The 18,351-nt window shown below is 45.3% G+C and carries 13 protein-coding genes; 5 read left to right on the top strand and 8 right to left on the bottom strand.

What is annotated here, in order from left to right; translation table 11 throughout:
• Positions 1-35: 35 nt before the first annotated feature.
• The 4 genes from lvrA to mgtE all read right to left on the bottom strand — a co-directional run bounded on the left by lvrA (position 36) and on the right by mgtE (position 6,124).
• Positions 36-2,531, bottom strand: coding sequence for a hybrid histidine kinase/response regulator LvrA (gene lvrA / locus DLM76_RS15760; RefSeq protein ID WP_118965781.1), 2,496 nt, complete (start codon positions 2,529-2,531; stop codon positions 36-38).
• Between the two features lie 896 nt (positions 2,532-3,427).
• Positions 3,428-3,832 carry a DoxX family protein gene (locus DLM76_RS15755; RefSeq protein WP_118965780.1) on the bottom strand — a complete coding sequence of 135 codons (405 nt, stop codon included), beginning with the start codon at positions 3,830-3,832 and terminating at the stop codon, positions 3,428-3,430.
• Between the two features lie 158 nt (positions 3,833-3,990).
• On the bottom strand, positions 3,991-4,647 hold the full coding sequence (locus tag DLM76_RS15750) for an LA_2219 family laminin/E-cadherin/plasminogen-binding protein (RefSeq protein WP_118956601.1): 657 nt from the start codon (positions 4,645-4,647) through the stop codon (positions 3,991-3,993).
• 85 nt (positions 4,648-4,732) lie between these two features.
• Positions 4,733-6,124, bottom strand: coding sequence for a magnesium transporter (mgtE, locus tag DLM76_RS15745; protein ID WP_118956602.1), 1,392 nt, complete (start codon positions 6,122-6,124; stop codon positions 4,733-4,735).
• A 146-nt stretch (positions 6,125-6,270) separates the two neighbouring features.
• Here mgtE and DLM76_RS15735 point away from each other — a divergent pair, with 146 nt between their 5' ends.
• Both DLM76_RS15735 and DLM76_RS15730 read left to right on the top strand, forming a co-directional pair.
• On the top strand, positions 6,271-7,293 hold the full coding sequence (locus tag DLM76_RS15735) for an OmpA family protein (RefSeq protein WP_118956866.1): 1,023 nt from the start codon (positions 6,271-6,273) through the stop codon (positions 7,291-7,293).
• Entirely contained in the window at positions 7,293-8,261 is a 969-nt protein-coding gene (locus DLM76_RS15730) for a cation diffusion facilitator family transporter (RefSeq protein ID WP_118965779.1), read from the top strand. The genes DLM76_RS15735 and DLM76_RS15730 overlap by 1 nt, the downstream gene beginning before the upstream one ends.
• A 48-nt stretch (positions 8,262-8,309) precedes the next feature.
• On the opposite strand, the gene DLM76_RS15725 is transcribed toward DLM76_RS15730, so the two are convergent.
• Both DLM76_RS15725 and uvrA read right to left on the bottom strand, forming a co-directional pair.
• On the bottom strand, positions 8,310-9,362 hold the full coding sequence (locus tag DLM76_RS15725; protein ID WP_118965778.1) for an acyl-CoA dehydrogenase family protein: 1,053 nt from the start codon (positions 9,360-9,362) through the stop codon (positions 8,310-8,312).
• 15 nt (positions 9,363-9,377) lie between these two features.
• Positions 9,378-12,293 (bottom strand): excinuclease ABC subunit UvrA, encoded by a 2,916-nt coding sequence (gene uvrA / locus DLM76_RS15720; protein WP_118965777.1) that lies wholly within the window; start codon positions 12,291-12,293, stop codon positions 9,378-9,380.
• 109 nt (positions 12,294-12,402) lie between these two features.
• Between uvrA and sppA the strand changes: the two genes are divergently transcribed.
• Entirely contained in the window at positions 12,403-14,160 is a 1,758-nt protein-coding gene (gene sppA / locus DLM76_RS15715) for a signal peptide peptidase SppA (protein ID WP_118965776.1), read from the top strand.
• Positions 14,161-14,197: 37 nt separating this feature from the next.
• On the opposite strand, the gene DLM76_RS15710 is transcribed toward sppA, so the two are convergent.
• Entirely contained in the window at positions 14,198-15,148 is a 951-nt protein-coding gene (locus DLM76_RS15710; protein WP_118965775.1) for an L-threonylcarbamoyladenylate synthase, read from the bottom strand.
• Positions 15,129-16,766 (bottom strand): glycosyl hydrolase family 18 protein, encoded by a 1,638-nt coding sequence (locus DLM76_RS15705; protein WP_118965774.1) that lies wholly within the window; start codon positions 16,764-16,766, stop codon positions 15,129-15,131. The genes DLM76_RS15710 and DLM76_RS15705 overlap by 20 nt, the downstream gene beginning before the upstream one ends.
• 163 nt (positions 16,767-16,929) lie before the next feature.
• On the opposite strand from DLM76_RS15705, the gene DLM76_RS15700 reads away from it, so the two are divergent.
• Together DLM76_RS15700 and DLM76_RS15695 are read left to right on the top strand one after the other, a co-directional pair.
• On the top strand, positions 16,930-17,637 hold the full coding sequence (locus tag DLM76_RS15700) for a queuosine precursor transporter (protein WP_118956609.1): 708 nt from the start codon (positions 16,930-16,932) through the stop codon (positions 17,635-17,637).
• Positions 17,638-17,853: 216 nt separating this feature from the next.
• Complete coding sequence (locus DLM76_RS15695) at positions 17,854-18,345, top strand: hypothetical protein (RefSeq protein WP_225913602.1); 492 nt, start codon at positions 17,854-17,856, stop codon at positions 18,343-18,345.
• Positions 18,346-18,351 lie beyond the last annotated feature (6 nt).

Below are 18,351 nucleotides of genomic sequence, written 5' to 3'. Positions count from 1 at the left end.
TGTGAGTCCCGTTCGTTATTCTTTTATGGATACTCTTAATATTTTTCGTTTCCTGATAATTTCGGGAGAGTAAAGGAAAACGTGGATCCTTGATTCAAAATCCCTTCGGCGTAGACCTGCCCCCCGTGGCGCTGTATGATTCTTGCCACGATCGCCAAGCCAACTCCCGTTCCTTCGAATTCTTCCTGCGTGTGGAGCCTTTGAAATACCTTAAACAACTTATTCGCATAATTACTATTGAATCCGACTCCGTTGTCTTCGACAAAGTATGCGTTAAAGCCGTCCAATTGCTTCGCACCGATCTTGATCGTAGGCTCCTCCTTTTTGGAAGAATACTTTACCGCATTCGAAATCAGATTCATCCATACCTGTTTAAGACTGGCTCCGTCGGCCAGAGCGTTCGGAAGCTTTTCAATCTGGAGCGTATAATGTTTTTCGGGATAATTTTCCTTAACTACCTGGATGACTTCCTCGACTAAATTGTTCATATCGACGACCCGAGTTTTCAGATCGATTTTCGAGATTCTGTGGAAGTTGAGAAGATCCTGGATTAAATCGTTCATGTATAAGACATTCTTATGAATGATCTTGAGGAAACGAACCGCTTCCGGATCCAGGCTTTCACCGAAATCTTCGAAAATGATATTTAGAAATCCTTCGATTCCTCGTATCGGAGCGCGCAGATCGTGCGAAACGGAATAACTAAAGGCTTCCATATCCTTGTTGGCCGTTTCGAGTGTTTCGATCGATTTTTTTAAAAGAGTGAAATTCCGCACTCTTACGGTAAGCTCTTCCGGTGTAAACGGTTTGATCAGATAATCTTGAGCGCCTTCCTGTAAAAGTTTGACTCGAAAATTCTGGTCCGACTTCGCGCTTAAAAAGACGATGTATGTATTTGCGAGTTCGGGTAATTTCCGAATCTCCTTCACCATCTGATCCCCGCTCATCACGGGCATCATAACGTCCGTAACGATGATATCCGGTTTTTCGCGGATCGCTTTCTCCAAGCCTTGTTTTCCATCCACCGCAAGCGATAGATTGAATTCGTTCGCAAGCGTGTCGAAGATGTATTTGCGCATCTCTGGATTGTCTTCCACAATCAAGACCTTGGGCCGATTGTAAAATATATGAGATTCTTCTAATGTTTCTTCCCGGTTTCGCTTGAGTTCGTAAACGTTACTCAGAATCGCCGGTCCGATTTCCTCAGTTCCGGCCATTGTTGAATCGTCAACCGTCACCGGAGCGGCAAGTGGAATTTGAACCCTAAAAAGAGCCCCTCCCAACGGAGAATCGAAAACTCCAAGGGAACCTAAATGCAATTCCACGAATTCCTTTGCGATTGCCAATCCGAGTCCGGTTCCGCCGAAGGAGCGGGCGTTGCCTTCCTCTCCTTGTCGGAATTTTTCGAAAATTCTTTCCCGAAGATGCGCCGGCACTCCCGGACCGTTGTCCGAAACTTCGATCCAAGCGGAGGTTCCCTCCGTTTTTAATTCACATTGAATCTTACCATGATCGGGGACGAATTTAAAAGCGTTCGAAATTAAGTTCAGAACCACACGTTCCAATTTCGACACGTCGATCTGAGCGGAAATAGATTCGGGAAGATTCAATACGAATTCAATACCCCTTTCCTTAGCGACCGAATCGAAATGGGCGGCGACGTATTGAATCACTTGTGAAAGATTCGCATTCGAATATTGTAATGTCATTCTACCGGCTTCCAATTTGGAAAGATCGAGTAGATCGTTGACGTGTTTGAGAAGCGTATATGAGTTTCTTTCGATCGTTTCAAGGAAGGCTCTTTGTGTGGTAGAGATTCTCTGATCCTTGAGCAAGGTTTGGGTCGGACCGATGATCAATGTAAGCGGTGTTCTCAATTCGTGACTCACATTCGTAAAGAATTGGGACTTGAGCTGATCGATATCGTAGAGCCTTTGATAGACTTCCTGGATTTCCTGTTCTCTCTGAGTGAGTTCCTCGTTTGCTCTGAGAAGTTTTTTATTCGTGTTTTGGATTTCCTGAGCCCTTTGATAGATTTCCGTTTCCATCGAAGCGGTGAGAGTTCTTAATTCTTCCGCTTCCTTAATTTGCTCCGTTCCGCGTTTTTTCAATTTTACGAACTCGGTAACTTCTTCCACTCTATGAATGATATAAACGACTTCTCCGTTCTCATCGCAAATAGGAGAATTCATCGGGCTCCAATACTTCTCCTCGAACCCTCCTCCTTCCGAATCCGGTAACCTGACGTCGTATTTCTGGACGGCCATCGTATTCGGCGCTTTGTCTTTTAAAACTAATTCTAGAGAATGTCGTAAGTTGCTGACCCCGTCCGCGTTAGGATCGGAAGGATTATCCGGAAAAACGTCGAATATACCTCTCCCGAGAATTTCCTCCCGGATCGTTTTCGTCGCTTTAAGATACGCGTCGCTGACCGCGACGATTTTCAGGTTCGGAAGAAGAATCAGATATAAACCGGGTACGGATTCAAAAATACGCCTATAATCGATGTTCTTTAGATCCAATGAATTCATATAAGATTATAAAAGTATACGAAAGACGTCTTTTCGAGGTATTTTTATTGGAGAAACGCCGAAACTATTAAGTTATCAAACTGGAATTCGGATTTCAATTATTTTTTGACAATTTCTCATAAAGCTATCTGCATTTATGGATTATAACTTTTTGATGCAACTTTTTGTAAAAATTCGCGGAATACAAAAAGAATTACGCCAAAATTTCCAATAAAAACACCGAAGTATCCTCGATCTCAACTCCGGTAAAACATCAGTTTTTCCTAAAGTTTTCCGTGGATTCGGTTTTTCGAGAGAAAATCGTCATTTTCTCGAGATGGATTCCTTAAGGCTTAGAAAATCGGAAAGAATAAAGAGGATCGTAAGGAAAGAAAGCATCGCTTCCGCGATGACTTTTGACTTCAGAAATCATATCTTTCCGATATTCTTTTGACGATTCCTATGCTCGTAAAAATCAAAAGACGAAAGTATACGCACTTGAATGCGAGTAAGATGGTCTCTCCTCGTTGCAATTCACGAGAACGATCCGAATTGATTGGATGCGGACAGAAATCGAGAGTCGAAAGAGACAATAATCACACTCATATTCAAGGCGAGAAATATTAGAAATTCATAGTATTCCCTGAAGGGAATCACAGCGTATTCGCAGGGTTTATACGACGCTATTTAAAATGAATTCATCAAAGAATATGAATTTTATAAAATTCTAAATTTGAAACCTTTTGTAAAAGATTCGTTTTATGATCTCTCGCTTTGTCGCTACCCTTCCTCGGGATTCCGATCGGAATATTCGCAATCCAGTTCGACATTCTTCCTGAGTCAGTCGGACTCCAACACGGATCGTTTCCGGCTGTTTTTTTCCTGTCGGAATCGAACCGCTCGGATATAAATCTACATTACTTCCTCCAAGGAATTAACGCGCGTAATTCGAGGTTTCTAAGATATAAACCGCCCCAAATAAAAAAGCCGAGATATACGGGAAATAGAATATGGCTCAACCACGGATTCAGAATTCGAACGTGAGCAGAGACCGCACCGCCCAAATAGCCAGTCAATAAGATCGCGCCGAAGTAGGAAGTTTTGGGAAATGCATATAACAAAGTGCAGATGATGAGCGTGGTGCCGATCCAAGGCATGATGCTGCTGGGATACGCGAGTTTTGCCGCGTCTTCCATCGCTTCCTTAGGCATAAGATCGAGGAAGAATTTCCCAACTCCGTCCATGAGCAGGAATGCGATTGCGATTCCGCTTAAAACTCTTCCGGTCCAGAGCTGACCTTTTGAAACGGTTTGTGATTCCATAAAAATCTCCTTTTGCTCGTTTTGTCGCGCTCAAAGGTTAAGAGAACTTGAATCCGATTCAACCATTAAACTTGCAAAGCGGTCGAAATCGTCCCGGCGATTTCCGTGGAGGAAAAACCGCCGGGAAAAGGAAACGCGACAATGACGATCGGAGAGAATTATTTTCTGCGGATGACTTCTTTTTTTAATTCTTCTTTCACGGCGTCGCGGGTACTGCCCACTTTGTTTTTCAGTTCGAGGGAATAATGAATCTGAAATTTAGTCACGACAGGTTTTTCTTCGGAGTGTTCCATGGACCAGCGCGTGACGTCGTTCTGAACGATCTTTGCAAGGTCGTTGATTCTCGGAACTCTCGTATTAAAACGAATCGTTTCAAAAGCCCCCGTGTTTCCGTTTAACACTACGATGATGATCCCGTCGTCCACGAAATTGATTTTGTTGTAGCGAACGAGTTCTTCGCTGATGAGCGCGTCCCCGCCCTTATCCACTTTTCGTTTTATGAATTTGGAACCTCGCAACTGACGAAGTTGATATCCGTCGCTGGTAATATGAACGCGGAAATATTCCAACGGATCTTTGGACGGTTTTAAGAAGGAAGCAGGATCTCCCGTGTTCAACGATACTTCTTTGCCTTCTTCGTCCAGAACGACTTCGTTTTCACCGGCGGGATTCGGAACAGGTTCGTGTTTTACGGATTCTCCCGTTTCCCCGGTTTTGGATCCGGTCGCACAGGAAAGAATCCAGAACAAGCTGAGGCTCATTCCGGTCAAGAGGACCGCGTTTTTAAGAACTGTTTTTGCTTTCATACCCGACATCGTTTTTGATTCTCCGAAACTAAATTCTAACAAAAAATTCCAATTGGGAAGGATTTGGATCGCATAACCTTTTCACATAAGAATATCATAACATTTGAATGAAGATCGTAGCCAATCCCAAAAAGCAGAAAAACCCGAACACGTCCGTAAACGTCGTTACGAAAATCGAGGACGCGATCGCCGGATCGATTCCTAAAACCCGCAAGAGCAAAGGAATCGAAGTTCCGATGACGGCGGCGATGACGAGGTTCGCCTGCAAAGCCATAAACATAACCATCGAAAGCGTGAAGTTGCCGGTAAAAAGATATACGATCAATCCGGCGGTGATTCCCACCATAAACCCGTTGAGAAGTCCGACCAAACCTTCCTTTCGAATCGCGGATTTCCAGTTTCCGGTGGAAAGATCCCCCGTCGCTAAGTTTCGAACGATCAAGGTGATCGATTGTGTTCCGGCGTTTCCTCCCATCCCCGCGACGATGGGCATAAGGGACGCGAGCAATACGTATTTCTCGATCGTGCTACCGAAAAACGAAACGACCGACGCGGCAAGAGAAGCCGTTCCCAAGTTGATGAGAAGCCAGACCATTCTTCTTCTCGCGGAAGTCAAAACGGAGGAAGAAAGTTTTTCCTCTTCCGAAACGCCTCCCAAACGGAGAATGTCCTCGGATGCCTCTTCGTGAACGATGTCCAAAATGTCGTCCACCGTGATTCTTCCCAAAATCCTTCCGAGGTCGTCCACGACCGCCGCGGAAACGAGATCGTATTTCCGGAAAATTTTCGCGACTTCTTCCTGATCCGTATCGTAGTGAATCGAAGTAAAACCGGTTTTCATCAAACGGATCACTTTCGTATTGAGAGGTGCTAGAAATAAATTCTTAAGCTTAACGTAACCTTTGAGAACGTTGTCTTCGTCGGTGATGTACAAATGATAAATGTCGTCCGTTTCCTTCGCGAGTTTTCTGAGTTTGATGATCGCTTTGCGGACCGTATCCGTTTCCACCGCGGAAGCGAAAACGGTGTTCATCAAACGACCGGCGGTGTATTCGCGGAACGTAAGTTGTTTTCGGACTTGGGAAGAATCCTCTTCGTCGATCGAGTTGAGGATTTCCTCGGCCTTGTCCCGGGGAAATTCGGAGATGAGGTTGGAAAGTTCGTCCGTCTCCAGGTTTTCGAGGATCGGAGAAATCTCCTTCATCTGAAAACGGGAAATCAGATCGGCCTGAAATTCCTCGTCGAACTCTACGAGGATGGAACTTTGAAGTTCTGAGTCGCATCGTTTGAAAACGGAAAACGCTTCGTCTTCTTCGAGCTTCTCCAGAACCTCCGCTATGTCCGCCGGGTGATTTTGTTTGAGAAAACGATCTAAAAATTCGTTCTCGCCCGCCTTGATTTTCTCGGAAAAGAATTCGATCCATTCCAAGGAAGAAGGATTCGCTTTTTCCGAAAATAGGCCGTGGCTAACTCCTCTTTCTTCCATAAAATTCTCCCCAAGAAACGGTTCCAGAGAACAGAATTGAAAACTTGACAGTCCGATCAATGAATTTCCCGACGAGGACCAAAAAAGGAGTTTTTCATTTGACCCGGTCGTACACTACTCAATCGTAGAAAGAAGGTGCAACCATGATGAAATCGTTTCTGAAATCCTCACTGCCACTTTTTATTTGTCTTCTTCTTTCCGTGAACTCAGTTTCCGCGGATGCGTTCTATTATCCTTGGGAATACAACAAGGTGTATAACGAAAAGATCGCCTTGGAAATCGAATTGGATTCCTTGAGAACCAGGTATCGAAACGAAACCGACAATTCCAGAAAGGAACGTTTGGAATACGATTCTAAAATCCGTTCTTTGGAGGAATTGCTCGCGAGAGAAAAAGAATTCCGCGCGAAAGACAACGATCTCGCCGACGAAAAACTCAAAGCTCTGGAGAATCAGATCGCCGTTCTCAAAGCGAAAAGTTCCAACAAGGAAAAAGAACTGATCGACGAAAACGAAAGACAAGCCCGAAAGTTCCGGGAACTTTTGGAAAATCTAAAGGAAGAATTGGAACGCGAAAGAGCCGCTTGTCAGAAAAAGGCGGAAGCCCTTCAAAAAGAATACGAGAAAAAGATCGCGGACTTGGAAGCGAGAATCCTTTCGTTGAACGACGAGATTTCCAAACTCAAAAATCTTTCGGACAATCAAAAGAAGGAACTCGATCGTCTTTCCGATCAGGCCAACGAACTCGAGGCCAAACTCACGGACGAAATCAAAAAAGGACAGATTCGTTTGAAGCGGTTTCACAACCGTCTCGTCATCAATATCGACGATAAGATTTCCTTCGACTCGGGTTCTGCGGAATTGAAAAAACAGATTCTTCCCGCATTGGATAAGATCAAAGAAATCCTCGGCAATTATCCAGGAAACCTCATCATCATCGAAGGTCATACGGACAACGTTCCGATCCGCACGAAAAAGTTCGCGGACAACTGGCAGCTTTCCGGCGAGCGGGCTTTGTCCGTTCTTCATTACGTGTTGGAAAACAAGAACGTCGATCCTAGAAACTTCTCCCTTGCCGGTTACGGAGAATTTCAACCCATCGTTTCCAACGATACTCCCGAGAATAGAGCGCTCAACCGCAGAGTGGATATCGTAGTCGTTCCGCGTTGATGGATGATTTTTTTCAACTTCATCACGTAGAGCGAAGCCAGGAGAAAGGTCTCAAACGATCGATTCTTCTCGCGATTCTCGTTTCGCTTTGTATCTTCTGCGTAGAATTGTTCGGCGGGCTTCAAAGCGGAAGCATCGCTTTGGTCGCGGACGCGGGTCATATCATCACCGATGCGATCGCGTTGTCCCTTTCCTTTATCGCGGTGATTTTAGCCGCCAGAAAACCGAACTCCACGTTTTCATTCGGTTATTACAGAATCGAAATTCTCACCTCCCTTTTGAATTCGATTCTGATTTTCGGAATTTCGTTTTATATCTTTTACGAAGCGCTCGAACGTTTTCAGAACCAGAAAGAGATTCTCAGCTTTCACATGGTCTTTTACAGTTCTGCCGGAATCGTTCTGAATCTAATCAGCGCTTGGATTCTGTTTCGATTCAGCAGCGAGAACATCAACATCAAATCTGCATACGTTCACGTATTGAGCGATCTTCTTTCCACGGCGGGAGTTCTTTTAGGTTCGATTCTGATCTACTTTACGAATTGGAACTGGATCGATCCTTTGATTTCGATTTTGATTTCGATTTTGATATTGCGTTCTGCTTGGGGAATCTTTCGGGAAAGCGTCGGCGTTCTTCTGGAATCGTCTCCGGCAACATTCGAAATTCCTCATATTCTAGAACACGTCGCCAAGATTCCAGGAGTTGCCCGAATTGCGGATTATCATTTTTGGGCGATTACGAGAGGGGTTTATGCCTGCACGCTGCGTCTCGGTGTCGTCGATTTCAAGAACGCAAACGAAATCGTGTTGGAAGCCAATCGCATCTTAAAGTCCGAGTTCGGAATCGATTACGTTACGGTTCAGTGCGAGACGGGAGATACGACGAAACGAATTGCAAATCTTTCCGTCGTAGATTCTCATGGAATGCAAAACCATTCACACCATCACGGTCATCATCACCATCACTGAAAGAACGGCACAAACTCCTTCCTACGAAAAGGCACCGTAACTCTTGAGTTATCGCAAGGCTCTGATTTTTTTTAGAATGTTTTTTTGATAGATTGGTGTTTTTCCGGGGTGAATCGAATAGAACAATCCGATGTCCGGAAACATTTTGGAAAGTTCCACCCCGCTCACAAGGTCCGTAAGCCAAGTGTAGATCAAATCCAAGGCGGTCTCGTAACCGTATGGATGGATCTGTTCCATTCTAAAATTCGGATCGGTGTCCTTTTTATGGGAGATTTCCAGTATTTTAGAATATAATAATTGCTGAATGTCCATGATTCTTCCGGCGGTTCTCGGGTCCACGGCGTCCTTTTTTTCCCGGATCAGCACCTTTAGAATCAGGTCCACATAACCGCAGAACAAAGCGGACGCGGACAACATTTCCGAAAGATGAATTTCGGGAGCCCAACCCTGATAGTTCAGAAAAATCAGATGATTCAAAGGAACCGAAATCGAATTTCCTTTCAATCGACAATGCGTCGCTTCCTTTGCGTATTCCAGATCGAAGAGTTCGATTTCCAACCCGGGAGTGTCCTGAGTCAAATAGATCACGTCGAACGTGTCCGCGGGAGATTTTGCGACGACCAAGAATCCGTTGCAGTTGGCCCCGTTCGTCAAAAAGGATTTGGACAAATCGAGAACGATTTGATCGTCTTCGATCTTATAACTGGTGAGAATGTTGGAAATTCTTCCCTTCCAACCCGATTCGCTGACCCCCATCGAGATAATTCCCTTGCCGGTGCTTACGTCCTTCAAAAGATTCTTTCCGATCTCGATCACTTCTTTCTTATGAAGAATCTGATTGTTCCCGCTTTCGTTGAGAAAACCGTCCGCAACGAATTTTAGAATTCTTCCGGCGACGTTGGTCTGCGCCATCATCGCGATTCCCAAACCGATCCCTCTCGGATAGGAACCTAACTGATAGATCTTTTCGTGAAACCCTTCGAAAGAACCTCCGGCGATCGCTTGAAAGTAGCCCTCTTCGACCAGATACGGAAGGGCGTCTCGAAAAACGCTTCGATATTCGCCGGATGGAACGGAAGATAAGAATTCTTTCAGATTCATAATGCCTCGTCGATTTTAACGATTCACCTTTTGTTTGGTTTCGCGAGTCGGCTTCTTTTCCAGCGTTCCGTTTTTTTTGGAAGAATTTTCCGAAGCGGCCGCCAACGCGTTCTCGGAAGCAAATACTTTCTTAAGATACTGACCCGTATAGGAATTTTTTATCTTCGCGACTTCTTTCGGAGTTCCTTCCGCGATCACAAGACCGCCTCCGTCCCCTCCTTCGGGTCCCATATCCACGATCCAATCCGCTTGTTTGATCACGTCGAGATTGTGTTCGATCACGATCATCGAGTTGCCTCGATCCACGAGGGTATGAAGAACTTCGGAGAGATGTCTAACGTCTTCGAAGTGAAGACCGGTCGTAGGTTCGTCCAGGATATACAGCGTTTTTCCGGTGGGCCGTTTGGAAAGTTCGGTCGCCAGTTTGATACGCTGCGCTTCTCCTCCGGAGAACGTGGTCGCGGGTTGTCCGAGGCGGATATAACCGAGTCCCACTTCGAGAAGCGTTTCCAGTTTCCGTTTAACGATGGGGATGTTTTCGAAAAACTCGTTCGCGTCTTCCACGGTCATTTCTAGAACGTCGAAGATATTCTTCCCTTTATAACGAACTTCTAATGTTTCCTGATTGTATCGTTTCCCTTTGCAGACTTCGCAGGTAACGTACACGTCCGGTAAAAAGTGCATTTCGATCTTGAGAATCCCGTCGCCTTCGCAGGTTTCGCAGCGTCCTCCGCTGACGTTGAAGCTGAATCTTCCCGGTCCGTACCCTCTGAGTTTCGCTTCTTCGAGTCCCGAGAACATTTCCCGGATCGGAGTGAAAAGTCCCGTGTACGTCGCCGGATTGGAACGGGGCGTTCTTCCGATCGGAGATTGATCGATATTGATGATCTTGTCGATGTTATCGAAACCTTTGATCGTTTTGTGTTTTCCCGCCAAGGTTTTCATCTTCATCACCTTATGAGCGGCGGCGTTGTAAAGAATGTCGTTGATGAGAGTGGATTTGCCCGAACCGGAAACTCCGGTAATGACGACTAACTTTCCAAGTGGGATATTTACGTCTATGTTCTTGAGATTGTTTTCTTTGGCTCCGATGATCTGCAGTTGATTTCCGTTTCCGTCCCGCAGTTTTTCGGGAATCGGAACGTTTCTTCTTCCGGAAAGATATTTACCGGTCAACGAATCCTTGTGTTTGGCGACATCCGCCGGAGTTCCCGCGCAAACGATGGAACCTCCGTGAACGCCCGCACCCGGTCCCATGTCGATCAGCCAATCGGATTCTTCCATGGTTTCGTGATCGTGTTCGACTACGAGAACCGTGTTTCCCAAATCTCTTAAATTTTTAAGTGTGGAAATCAGCTTCGTGTTGTCCCTTTGATGTAAACCGATGGAAGGTTCGTCGAGAATGTACAAAACGCCCATCAATCTGGAACCGATCTGGGTCGCTAAGCGGATCCGTTGCGCTTCTCCACCGGATAAGGAACCCGCGCTTCTTTCCATCGTAAGATAACCTACGCCTACGTCGTTCAAGAAGGAGAGTCTTTGGTGGATTTCCTTTAAGATCGGTTTGGCGATGACTTCTTCCGCGCCGGTGACTTTGAGACCTTCCACAAATCGCAACGCTTTCTCGATGGAATACGAGGTAAACTCGTCCACGGGAACGTTATGCACCTTTACGGAAAGACTTTCGCGTTTCAGACGTTTTCCTTTGCAGGAAGGACAAGGGTGGTTCGTCATATACGACTCGAACCATTGACGCATCGAATCGGATTTGGTTTCCTTGTATCTTCTTTGCAGATTCGGAATTACGCCCTCGTATTCTTTCGTGAATTCGTAATGGGAGTTCGCTCCGCGGAAATCGTATTCGATTTTGATTCGTTTATCCCCGTGAAGAATCGTCTGTCTCGTTTTTTCGGGCAGATCCTTCCAAGGAGTGTTCATCTTAAATTTCAAAGAATCGGATAAGGACTTGAGAGTCGCCATAAACCAAAAGCCGTTGCTCTTGGAACCGGCCCAGGCTTCGATACAACCGTCCACTAAGGAAAGTTCGGGATCGTTGACCAAAAGATCTTCGTCGAATTCGAGCAAACTTCCGAGACCGTCGCAGGTTTCGCAGGCGCCATACGGAGAATTGAAGGAAAACATTCTCGGTGAAAGTTCGGTAAAACCGATATCGTGTCCGTTCGGACAAGCCATCTTCTGCGAAAGGATATGATCCTTGGAACCGTCGTCCAAAATCACAAGTCCTTCCGATTGTTTGAGGGCGGTTTCGACGGAATCGGCCAAACGACTTCGGATTCCGTCCTTCATTACGATCCGATCGACCACGATTTCGATCGAGGTTTTAAAATTCTTTTTTAATACGATGTCTTCGTCGAGGGTTCGGATTTCTCCGTTGATTCGTACCCGATTGAAACCGTCCTTGCGGATTTTTTCGAGAACGTCCTTGTGCTCCCCTTTTTTTCCCGCGACTACGGGTGCGAGAATTTGGAGTTTGGTCCCCTCCGGAAATGCGAGAACACGAGCGGTAATCTGGTCGATGGACATGGATTGAATCGGAGTTCCGCATTCGGGACAATGCGGTTTTCCGACACGAGCATACAAAAGACGGAGATAATCGTAAATTTCGGTAACTGTTCCGACAGTGGATCTCGGATTTCGGTGGGTTGTTTTTTGTTCTATGGAAATGGCGGGCGAAAGACCTTCGATCAGATCCAGATCGGGTTTTTCCATTTGACCCAAAAATTGACGGGCGTATGCGGACAAGCTCTCCACATACCGTCTTTGCCCTTCCGCATAGATCGTATCAAATGCAAGAGACGATTTGCCCGAACCGGACAAACCTGTAATGACAACGAGCTTATCTCTCGGAATATCCACGTTGATATTCTTAAGATTGTGTTCTCTCGCTCCTCGAATCCGAATTTCCTGCAATGAAATACCCTCTCACTTTTTAAAATTTACGGCTTGCGAAAATCTGAAAACTCCTTTCCGAAAGGAAATTCTTCTTTTTCAGAAGGAATCCGATCCTTAGACTGGCGTCATGTTTCGAACATTTCTCCAAATCGTTTTACTTCCGTTCCGTTTATTCTTCCAACTCGTTCGTTGGATTCGATTCCGATTCTTTCGGGGCGATCACTACTTTTTAGAGATTCCTTCCGAATTCGCAAACTACCGCAAATCGTTCCTGATGCGGCTTCTTTCCTCCAAGGATGAGGATGTTTTTTTTACGGATTTTCTTCTCGAACTCAAACTTCTCTCTCAAGTTCCCCAACTCAAAAAAGTTTCTGTGCTTATCCAACAACCGGAATACGGTTTTGGAGAAACCCTGAGCATCGCCGAACGACTTCAGATTCTAAAAGAATCAGGAGTTTCTTTGGAAGGTTTCGCGTTAACGGGAGGACTCAAATCCCTGTTTCTACTCGGAGTTTGTAACGAACGATTCAGCTCGGAAGCTTCGGAATTTTTTCCAGTGCTTCCTTCCGCGGAATCTTTTTTCTTCGGAAACGCGGGGAAAAAATGGGGAGTCAAAGTCGAAACGTTTCAAAGCGGACCTTATAAGTCCTTTGGTGAATCCTTTCAAAGGGATAAGTTTTCTCCGAAAGCGAGGGAGAATTTAAACGCGCTTCTCAAACAGATGACCGAAGATTTGGAATCTCTTTTCAAACGTTATACCGGTTTCGGTCTCAAAAATTTTGCGGAACCGTTTTTATCCGCAAAGACGTTGAAGGAACGGAAATTTATCACCGGGTTTTTAAACGAAGAGGACTTTCGGGAGAATTTTCTCTACCCTCATTATGAAAACGATTCCGAGGAAAAACAAAAACCTTCGACCAAAGAACTCACATTCCCTTCTTTATACCGTTTTTCTAAATTAAGAAACTTTAAACTTGTTTCGCGCAGAGATCCGATCGTCGCCGTCCTTCCCCTCAAAGGAAACATTCATCACGATACGATCGGAAAAGGAGAAGGGAAAACCGAAGGAATTTCGTATCACGCGGTAAAATCCGCTCTCAAAGAACTGCGCGACGAACCTTCCGTCAAGGCGATCGTTTTGGAAGTGGATTCTCCCGGAGGTTCCGCTTTCGTTTCCGAACTTCTGTATCAGGAAATTCACAAACTCCAAAAGAAAAAACCGGTGTATGCGTACGTTCAAAACGTTTCCGCAAGCGGAGGATATTATCTTTCCTGCGGAGCTTCCAAGATTTACGCCTCTCCGTACGGAATCGTAGGCAGCATCGGTAGCATCTCCCTTCGTTTGGACATGAAGAATTTTTATTCCAAACTCGGGGTTACAAAAGACAGAGTCGGATTCTACAAATACAGAGATTTGTTATCCGAATACGGACCGATTCATCCAGAATCCAAAAAACTGATGGAACAGGAAATTCAAGATTCGGAAGGACTCTTTTACAAACGGGTTTCCGACGCAAGAAAGATCGAGGTTTCTATTTTGGACAAACGATTCGGACAAGGAAAGGTGTTCACTTCCAGCCAATTCTTAAAGGACAAAATGATCGATTCGATCACGGATTTCTTGGGACTTTTGGAAGACATCAAACAAGAACTCAAGGTCGAGCGAGTGCAACTCCGATACTTGCCCACTCTGTTTACGTTTCAGAGTTTTCTGCGGTCTCTAACTCCCGGTTTTATCGCGAAAGGTTTTTCGGGAGAATGGAACTCGGTCGTTTCGCAAAGTTTGGAATATTCTAAAACCCTATTGTCCGATCCTCTTCGAAAGAAGTTTCACTTTGCGGAAGCGGACTCGCTTCTTTCTTCTCGGTTTTGGAATCAGGGTTGATCGGCGATTTACTTTTTCTAATCGCGACCCGTTCGAATTACTTGGAAGCCGCCTTTTGAATCCGATTCAAAAGCGCTTCCTTACCGCTTTCTTCCTTGGGGATTTGACACCAAGCTTCTGCGATGTTTCGGCGATCGCATTCCACAAAGAAAGAATACAGCAATCGCATATACTCTTCGTTAGACGAAACCGAAATCGCAAATACGGAGCCAAACTCCGTTTCAAAACCGATTTGAGCCGCCTCCTTCGGCGCATTCTTCAGAGAATCTTTTAATACGACTTTGCACGCGGGAGCGTAATGTCTGTATTTAAGTCCGGGGCTTCTCGGAGCCGCGGTCGCTGCCGATTCCGAAAGCGATTCCAAACCCCGCAAGTCGGGAAGAATCGAAAGCAGATCCTTTCGATCCACAAAACCCGGACGCAACAAGATCGGAGGTTCTGCGGTAAAATCGATCACCGTGGATTCGATTCCGATCCTTGGTTCATCTCCTTGGAGAATGCAATCGACCTTGCCGGAAAATTCTTCGAGAATATATTCCAATTTCGTTAAGGACGGTTTGCCCGAAACGTTCGCCGAAGGTGCGGCGACGGGAACTCCGCAGGCTTCTAAAAATTCACGAGCGGTCGAGTTGGAAGGAATCCGAACGGCAACCGTATTCAATCCTGCGGTAAAAAGATGCTGATTTCTCTTTTTAAAAATCCCCGTGATCGGTCCTGGAGAAAATTTTCGAAAGACAAGCGCCGCACGTTCGTCCACTTCTCCGCAAGCGTTCAACGAAGCGATATTCTCTACATGAAGAATCAGAGGATTGTCCGAAGGTCTGTTTTTTACTTCGTAGATTTTTCGGCAGGCTTTTTCGTCGAAGGCGGAAGCTCCGATTCCATAGACGGTTTCGGTCGGAAAAATAACCAACCCTCCTCTCAGCAGAATCTGAGCCGCTTCGAGAGGAGAGTTTGTGATAAGAGTATTAACCTTGTTTTCTCGCAAATTTCTCCGTATGTTTACGGTCCACATTCGCTTCTTCCGGAGAGGTTTGTTGTGTTTCCGTTGCGGGAGCGTTCGGATCTTTTACCGGCTCTTTGACTTTTTCCACGGGGGGAAGTTTGTTCGTAACGAGTAACGCGAGATAATCGTTGATTCCAGGATCGTTGTCGCTGATCAGCTGCCAGAAGGAAAATCCCCCGAGATCGTATTGCCTCAGAAGATTCATCTTATCTTCGAACGCTTTGCGGTTCATGTAAAACGCGACGCGATCGCAGCCTTCCGATTTATACCAGATGCTCGGATCTTCGTATGTCTTTCCGGTATGAACCCAGGAAAACTTGGAAAGATTCGTCCAAGAACCGGAGTTCTTCGTGTTCGCAAGAATCTGATCGATGTTAGTCGGTTGTCTGTGGATTCCGAGATCCTTTTTGCGAACCGCATCCTGATAATAAACCGACTTGATCTTCGCGTTGCAATTCAGAGCCCAATCGTATCCGTAGGTAGGAATCGCCATATACAACTGACGGCTTGGAACTCTCGCTTTCGCGTATTCAATAATGCTTTTGATCCAGATGTTCGGAGCCTGCGGTCCCGGACCGGGGTTTCTGTATTTACGAGGATGCAATTCATATGCCATAATCTTAATACGATCCGCGTATTTTGCGAGGAAGGCGTAATCGTGAGTCATCGGCCCTCTCCAGTTTTCCGCGTAATCCATCTTGATCTTATCCTTTAAACCTTTGCAGGCTTTCAGGGATTCTTTTTTAGCCGGAGTTTTCGGATGAACCGCGACGGAAAGAACCTTTCCTCGTTTGTGGATCTCTTTGGAAAGAATGACGATGAATTCTTCGAACTTCTCTTTTTTCTCGCAGCTCATTCCTTCATAATCGATGTCGATTCCGTCGTAGCCGTACGTGTCCACTTCGTGAAGAATGTTTGCGAGGTGTCGATCACGGATATCGTTGCGTCCGTTCATTCCGATGTTTTCGGAAATTTTTTCGTATTTGTTTTCCCAGCGGAAAATCGTAGGAATGATTTTAACGTTCGGATTGAGTTTGCGAAGTTCCGCGACTCGTTCGTGTTTTTGAGTGCTTCCCCAGCTGGAATACAAATCACCGTTGTTGGTTTCACGGCCTTTCATTCCGTAGATAAACGGATGGATTTCGTTGTAAAGATGGACGGTTTTTTTCATCGCTTCGTAATCGGAAAACCAAGTCGAAGCGCGGAATGTGGTGTTGTCGTCCGCTTTCGGAAGAAGCGTAGCTTCCGGCATATCTCCGTCGTCCTTACCGAACGAAAAGAAGGATTTGGATTCCGTTGCGGAAGAATCGGAAGAAGGTTCCGTCGTTTGGGAAGAATTGTTTACCGGTTGATTGATAAAGAACAAATCCCGAAGCCCGTCTACGATACTTACGGAACTTGTGCGAACGGTTTCACCCGCGACGGATGCTTCTCCTTTTTTCAGAAGATTGATTCCTAAAGAAAAAGAAAGGGCAGATAATAAAAACCAGGTAAAAGAATAGAACAGGATCTTCTTTTTCGGTTCTGAATCTTTCTGAAAAGGAACGGGTTTACTCAAACCTTCGGGGATGTTGTGTTTGTCTTCTTGTTTCTGTGCCATCGGTGTTACTATCTGATTATCGAATCGAAACCTAAGAAAATAAAGAAGTTTCCGAACTCGATGATTTTACGGACTCACTTCCAGAGATTTACAGGGGAAGAGACTGTCAAATGGTTCTTTTTACCGGTTGACGAATTCGCCGCCCAAGAGGAAAAAACCGCTTATGCCTCTTTCCAAATCCGTGAAATTATTTATCTCCTTAAACGCGTTCTTTCTCTGCTTTCTGATCTTAGCCGAAGTAACCGGTTCTAAACTTTTTGTCTCCTTCGGCTTTACGCTTACGATGGGAGTGATTCCTTTTCCGGTCACGTTTATCGTAACGGATTTATTAAACGAATACTATGGCAGAAAGGGAGTTCGGTTTACGACCCTCGTGGGAATGGTTATGATCTTTCTGGCCTACTTTCTATTGATGCTGGATATGTCGATCCCCGCGGCCTCCAATTCTCCCGTGGACGATCACTCGTTCAACGTGGTCTTCGGAAATTCCGGAAAAGTCATCGTAGGTTCGATTGTTGCGTATTTGATCGGACAGTTGATCGATATCCAGATCTTTCACTTTATCCGCGTTCGGACCCAAAACAAATACATCTGGCTGCGGGCCACCGGTTCCACCATCGTTTCTCAGCTTGTGGATTCTTTCGTAGTGATCTACATCGCTTTGGGAGGAGGAAAACTTACCTTCCAAGAATTGAATCAAATCTCTACAAACAACTTCCTCTACAAATGCGGCGTTGCGATCGCGATCACTCCTCTGATTTATGGAGCGCACCGTTTGATTGACTGGTATTTAGGGGAAGAAGCGGAGAAGATGATCCAATTAGCGACCAAGGAAGGACGCTCCGATACGGAACCCCTTTCTCCGGGTTGAAACGCGCCCTTTCGAGTGACCCTATAAGCGAGAAATTGAGTTTGGAAGCGTTTCAGCCAAAAGATGACAACCGTTGGCTTTGAACGAAGTTCAAAAATCAAAATCGCCTTTATAGAGAGCAAAAATATGAAAATCCAGATTTCTTTCCTGCGGAACTTTTTAAGAACAGGATTCCTAGGGATTTTACTACTCCATTCTTGCAGTATGAAACCGGACATGACCTTTGAAACCGTACAAAAGGGAAACGATCTGAATCGAATTCCCGAAGTTTCTCTGGATGTATTTTTCCAATCCTGGATCAAAAACCGAAGACACGTAAAGATCGACGTGAACGTACGAAAACTTTTCGAAGATGAGCGATTCGTCTATTTTGGAAAAAATGAGTTCGGTATTTTCACTTCCAGATCTCATTTCTTTAAATTGGAAAAAGAGATTTTACAAAAAGAATTTCCGGGTTACGAAGACGTATTCGTATCGGAACTGCGGAATCATTTTTGGAGTCAGGTCCTGCCGCAAGAAGATCGAGACGTTTGGGTCAACGTGCAGAAAAAAGACGATCGTTGCGGACTTACCTACCAATTCATCCTGAAAGACAAAAAGATAATTCTTACTGCTTCGTGGGACGTTAAGGATTGTCCGGATCTTGCGATTCTCCGGTCGAAAACATATCGTTTGATCTACGATCCGCTTGCCAAAAGATACGAGTGAAAGCGA

Origin of the sequence: Leptospira yasudae (assembly GCF_003545925.1) — a bacterium.
GTDB classification, from domain to species: Bacteria; Spirochaetota; Leptospiria; order Leptospirales; family Leptospiraceae; genus Leptospira; species Leptospira yasudae.
The sequence above is the reverse complement of the archived record's forward strand: the minus strand, read 5'-3'. Positions and strand labels throughout refer to the sequence as shown.

Coding starts and splice junctions, on each gene's coding strand:
- DLM76_RS15725 (WP_118965778.1), bottom strand. CDS start 9,362: ATGAATCTGAAAGAATTCTTATCTTCCGTTCCATCCGGCGAATATCGA.
- mgtE (WP_118956602.1), bottom strand. CDS start 6,124: ATGGAAGAAAGAGGAGTTAGCCACGGCCTATTTTCGGAAAAAGCGAAT.
- sppA (WP_118965776.1), top strand. CDS start 12,403: ATGTTTCGAACATTTCTCCAAATCGTTTTACTTCCGTTCCGTTTATTC.
- DLM76_RS15750 (WP_118956601.1), bottom strand. CDS start 4,647: ATGTCGGGTATGAAAGCAAAAACAGTTCTTAAAAACGCGGTCCTCTTG.
- lvrA (WP_118965781.1), bottom strand. CDS start 2,531: ATGAATTCATTGGATCTAAAGAACATCGATTATAGGCGTATTTTTGAA.
- DLM76_RS15735 (WP_118956866.1), top strand. CDS start 6,271: ATGAAATCGTTTCTGAAATCCTCACTGCCACTTTTTATTTGTCTTCTT.
- DLM76_RS15730 (WP_118965779.1), top strand. CDS start 7,293: ATGGATGATTTTTTTCAACTTCATCACGTAGAGCGAAGCCAGGAGAAA.
- DLM76_RS15755 (WP_118965780.1), bottom strand. CDS start 3,832: ATGGAATCACAAACCGTTTCAAAAGGTCAGCTCTGGACCGGAAGAGTT.
- DLM76_RS15705 (WP_118965774.1), bottom strand. CDS start 16,766: ATGGCACAGAAACAAGAAGACAAACACAACATCCCCGAAGGTTTGAGT.
- DLM76_RS15700 (WP_118956609.1), top strand. CDS start 16,930: ATGCCTCTTTCCAAATCCGTGAAATTATTTATCTCCTTAAACGCGTTC.
- DLM76_RS15695 (WP_225913602.1), top strand. CDS start 17,854: ATGACCTTTGAAACCGTACAAAAGGGAAACGATCTGAATCGAATTCCC.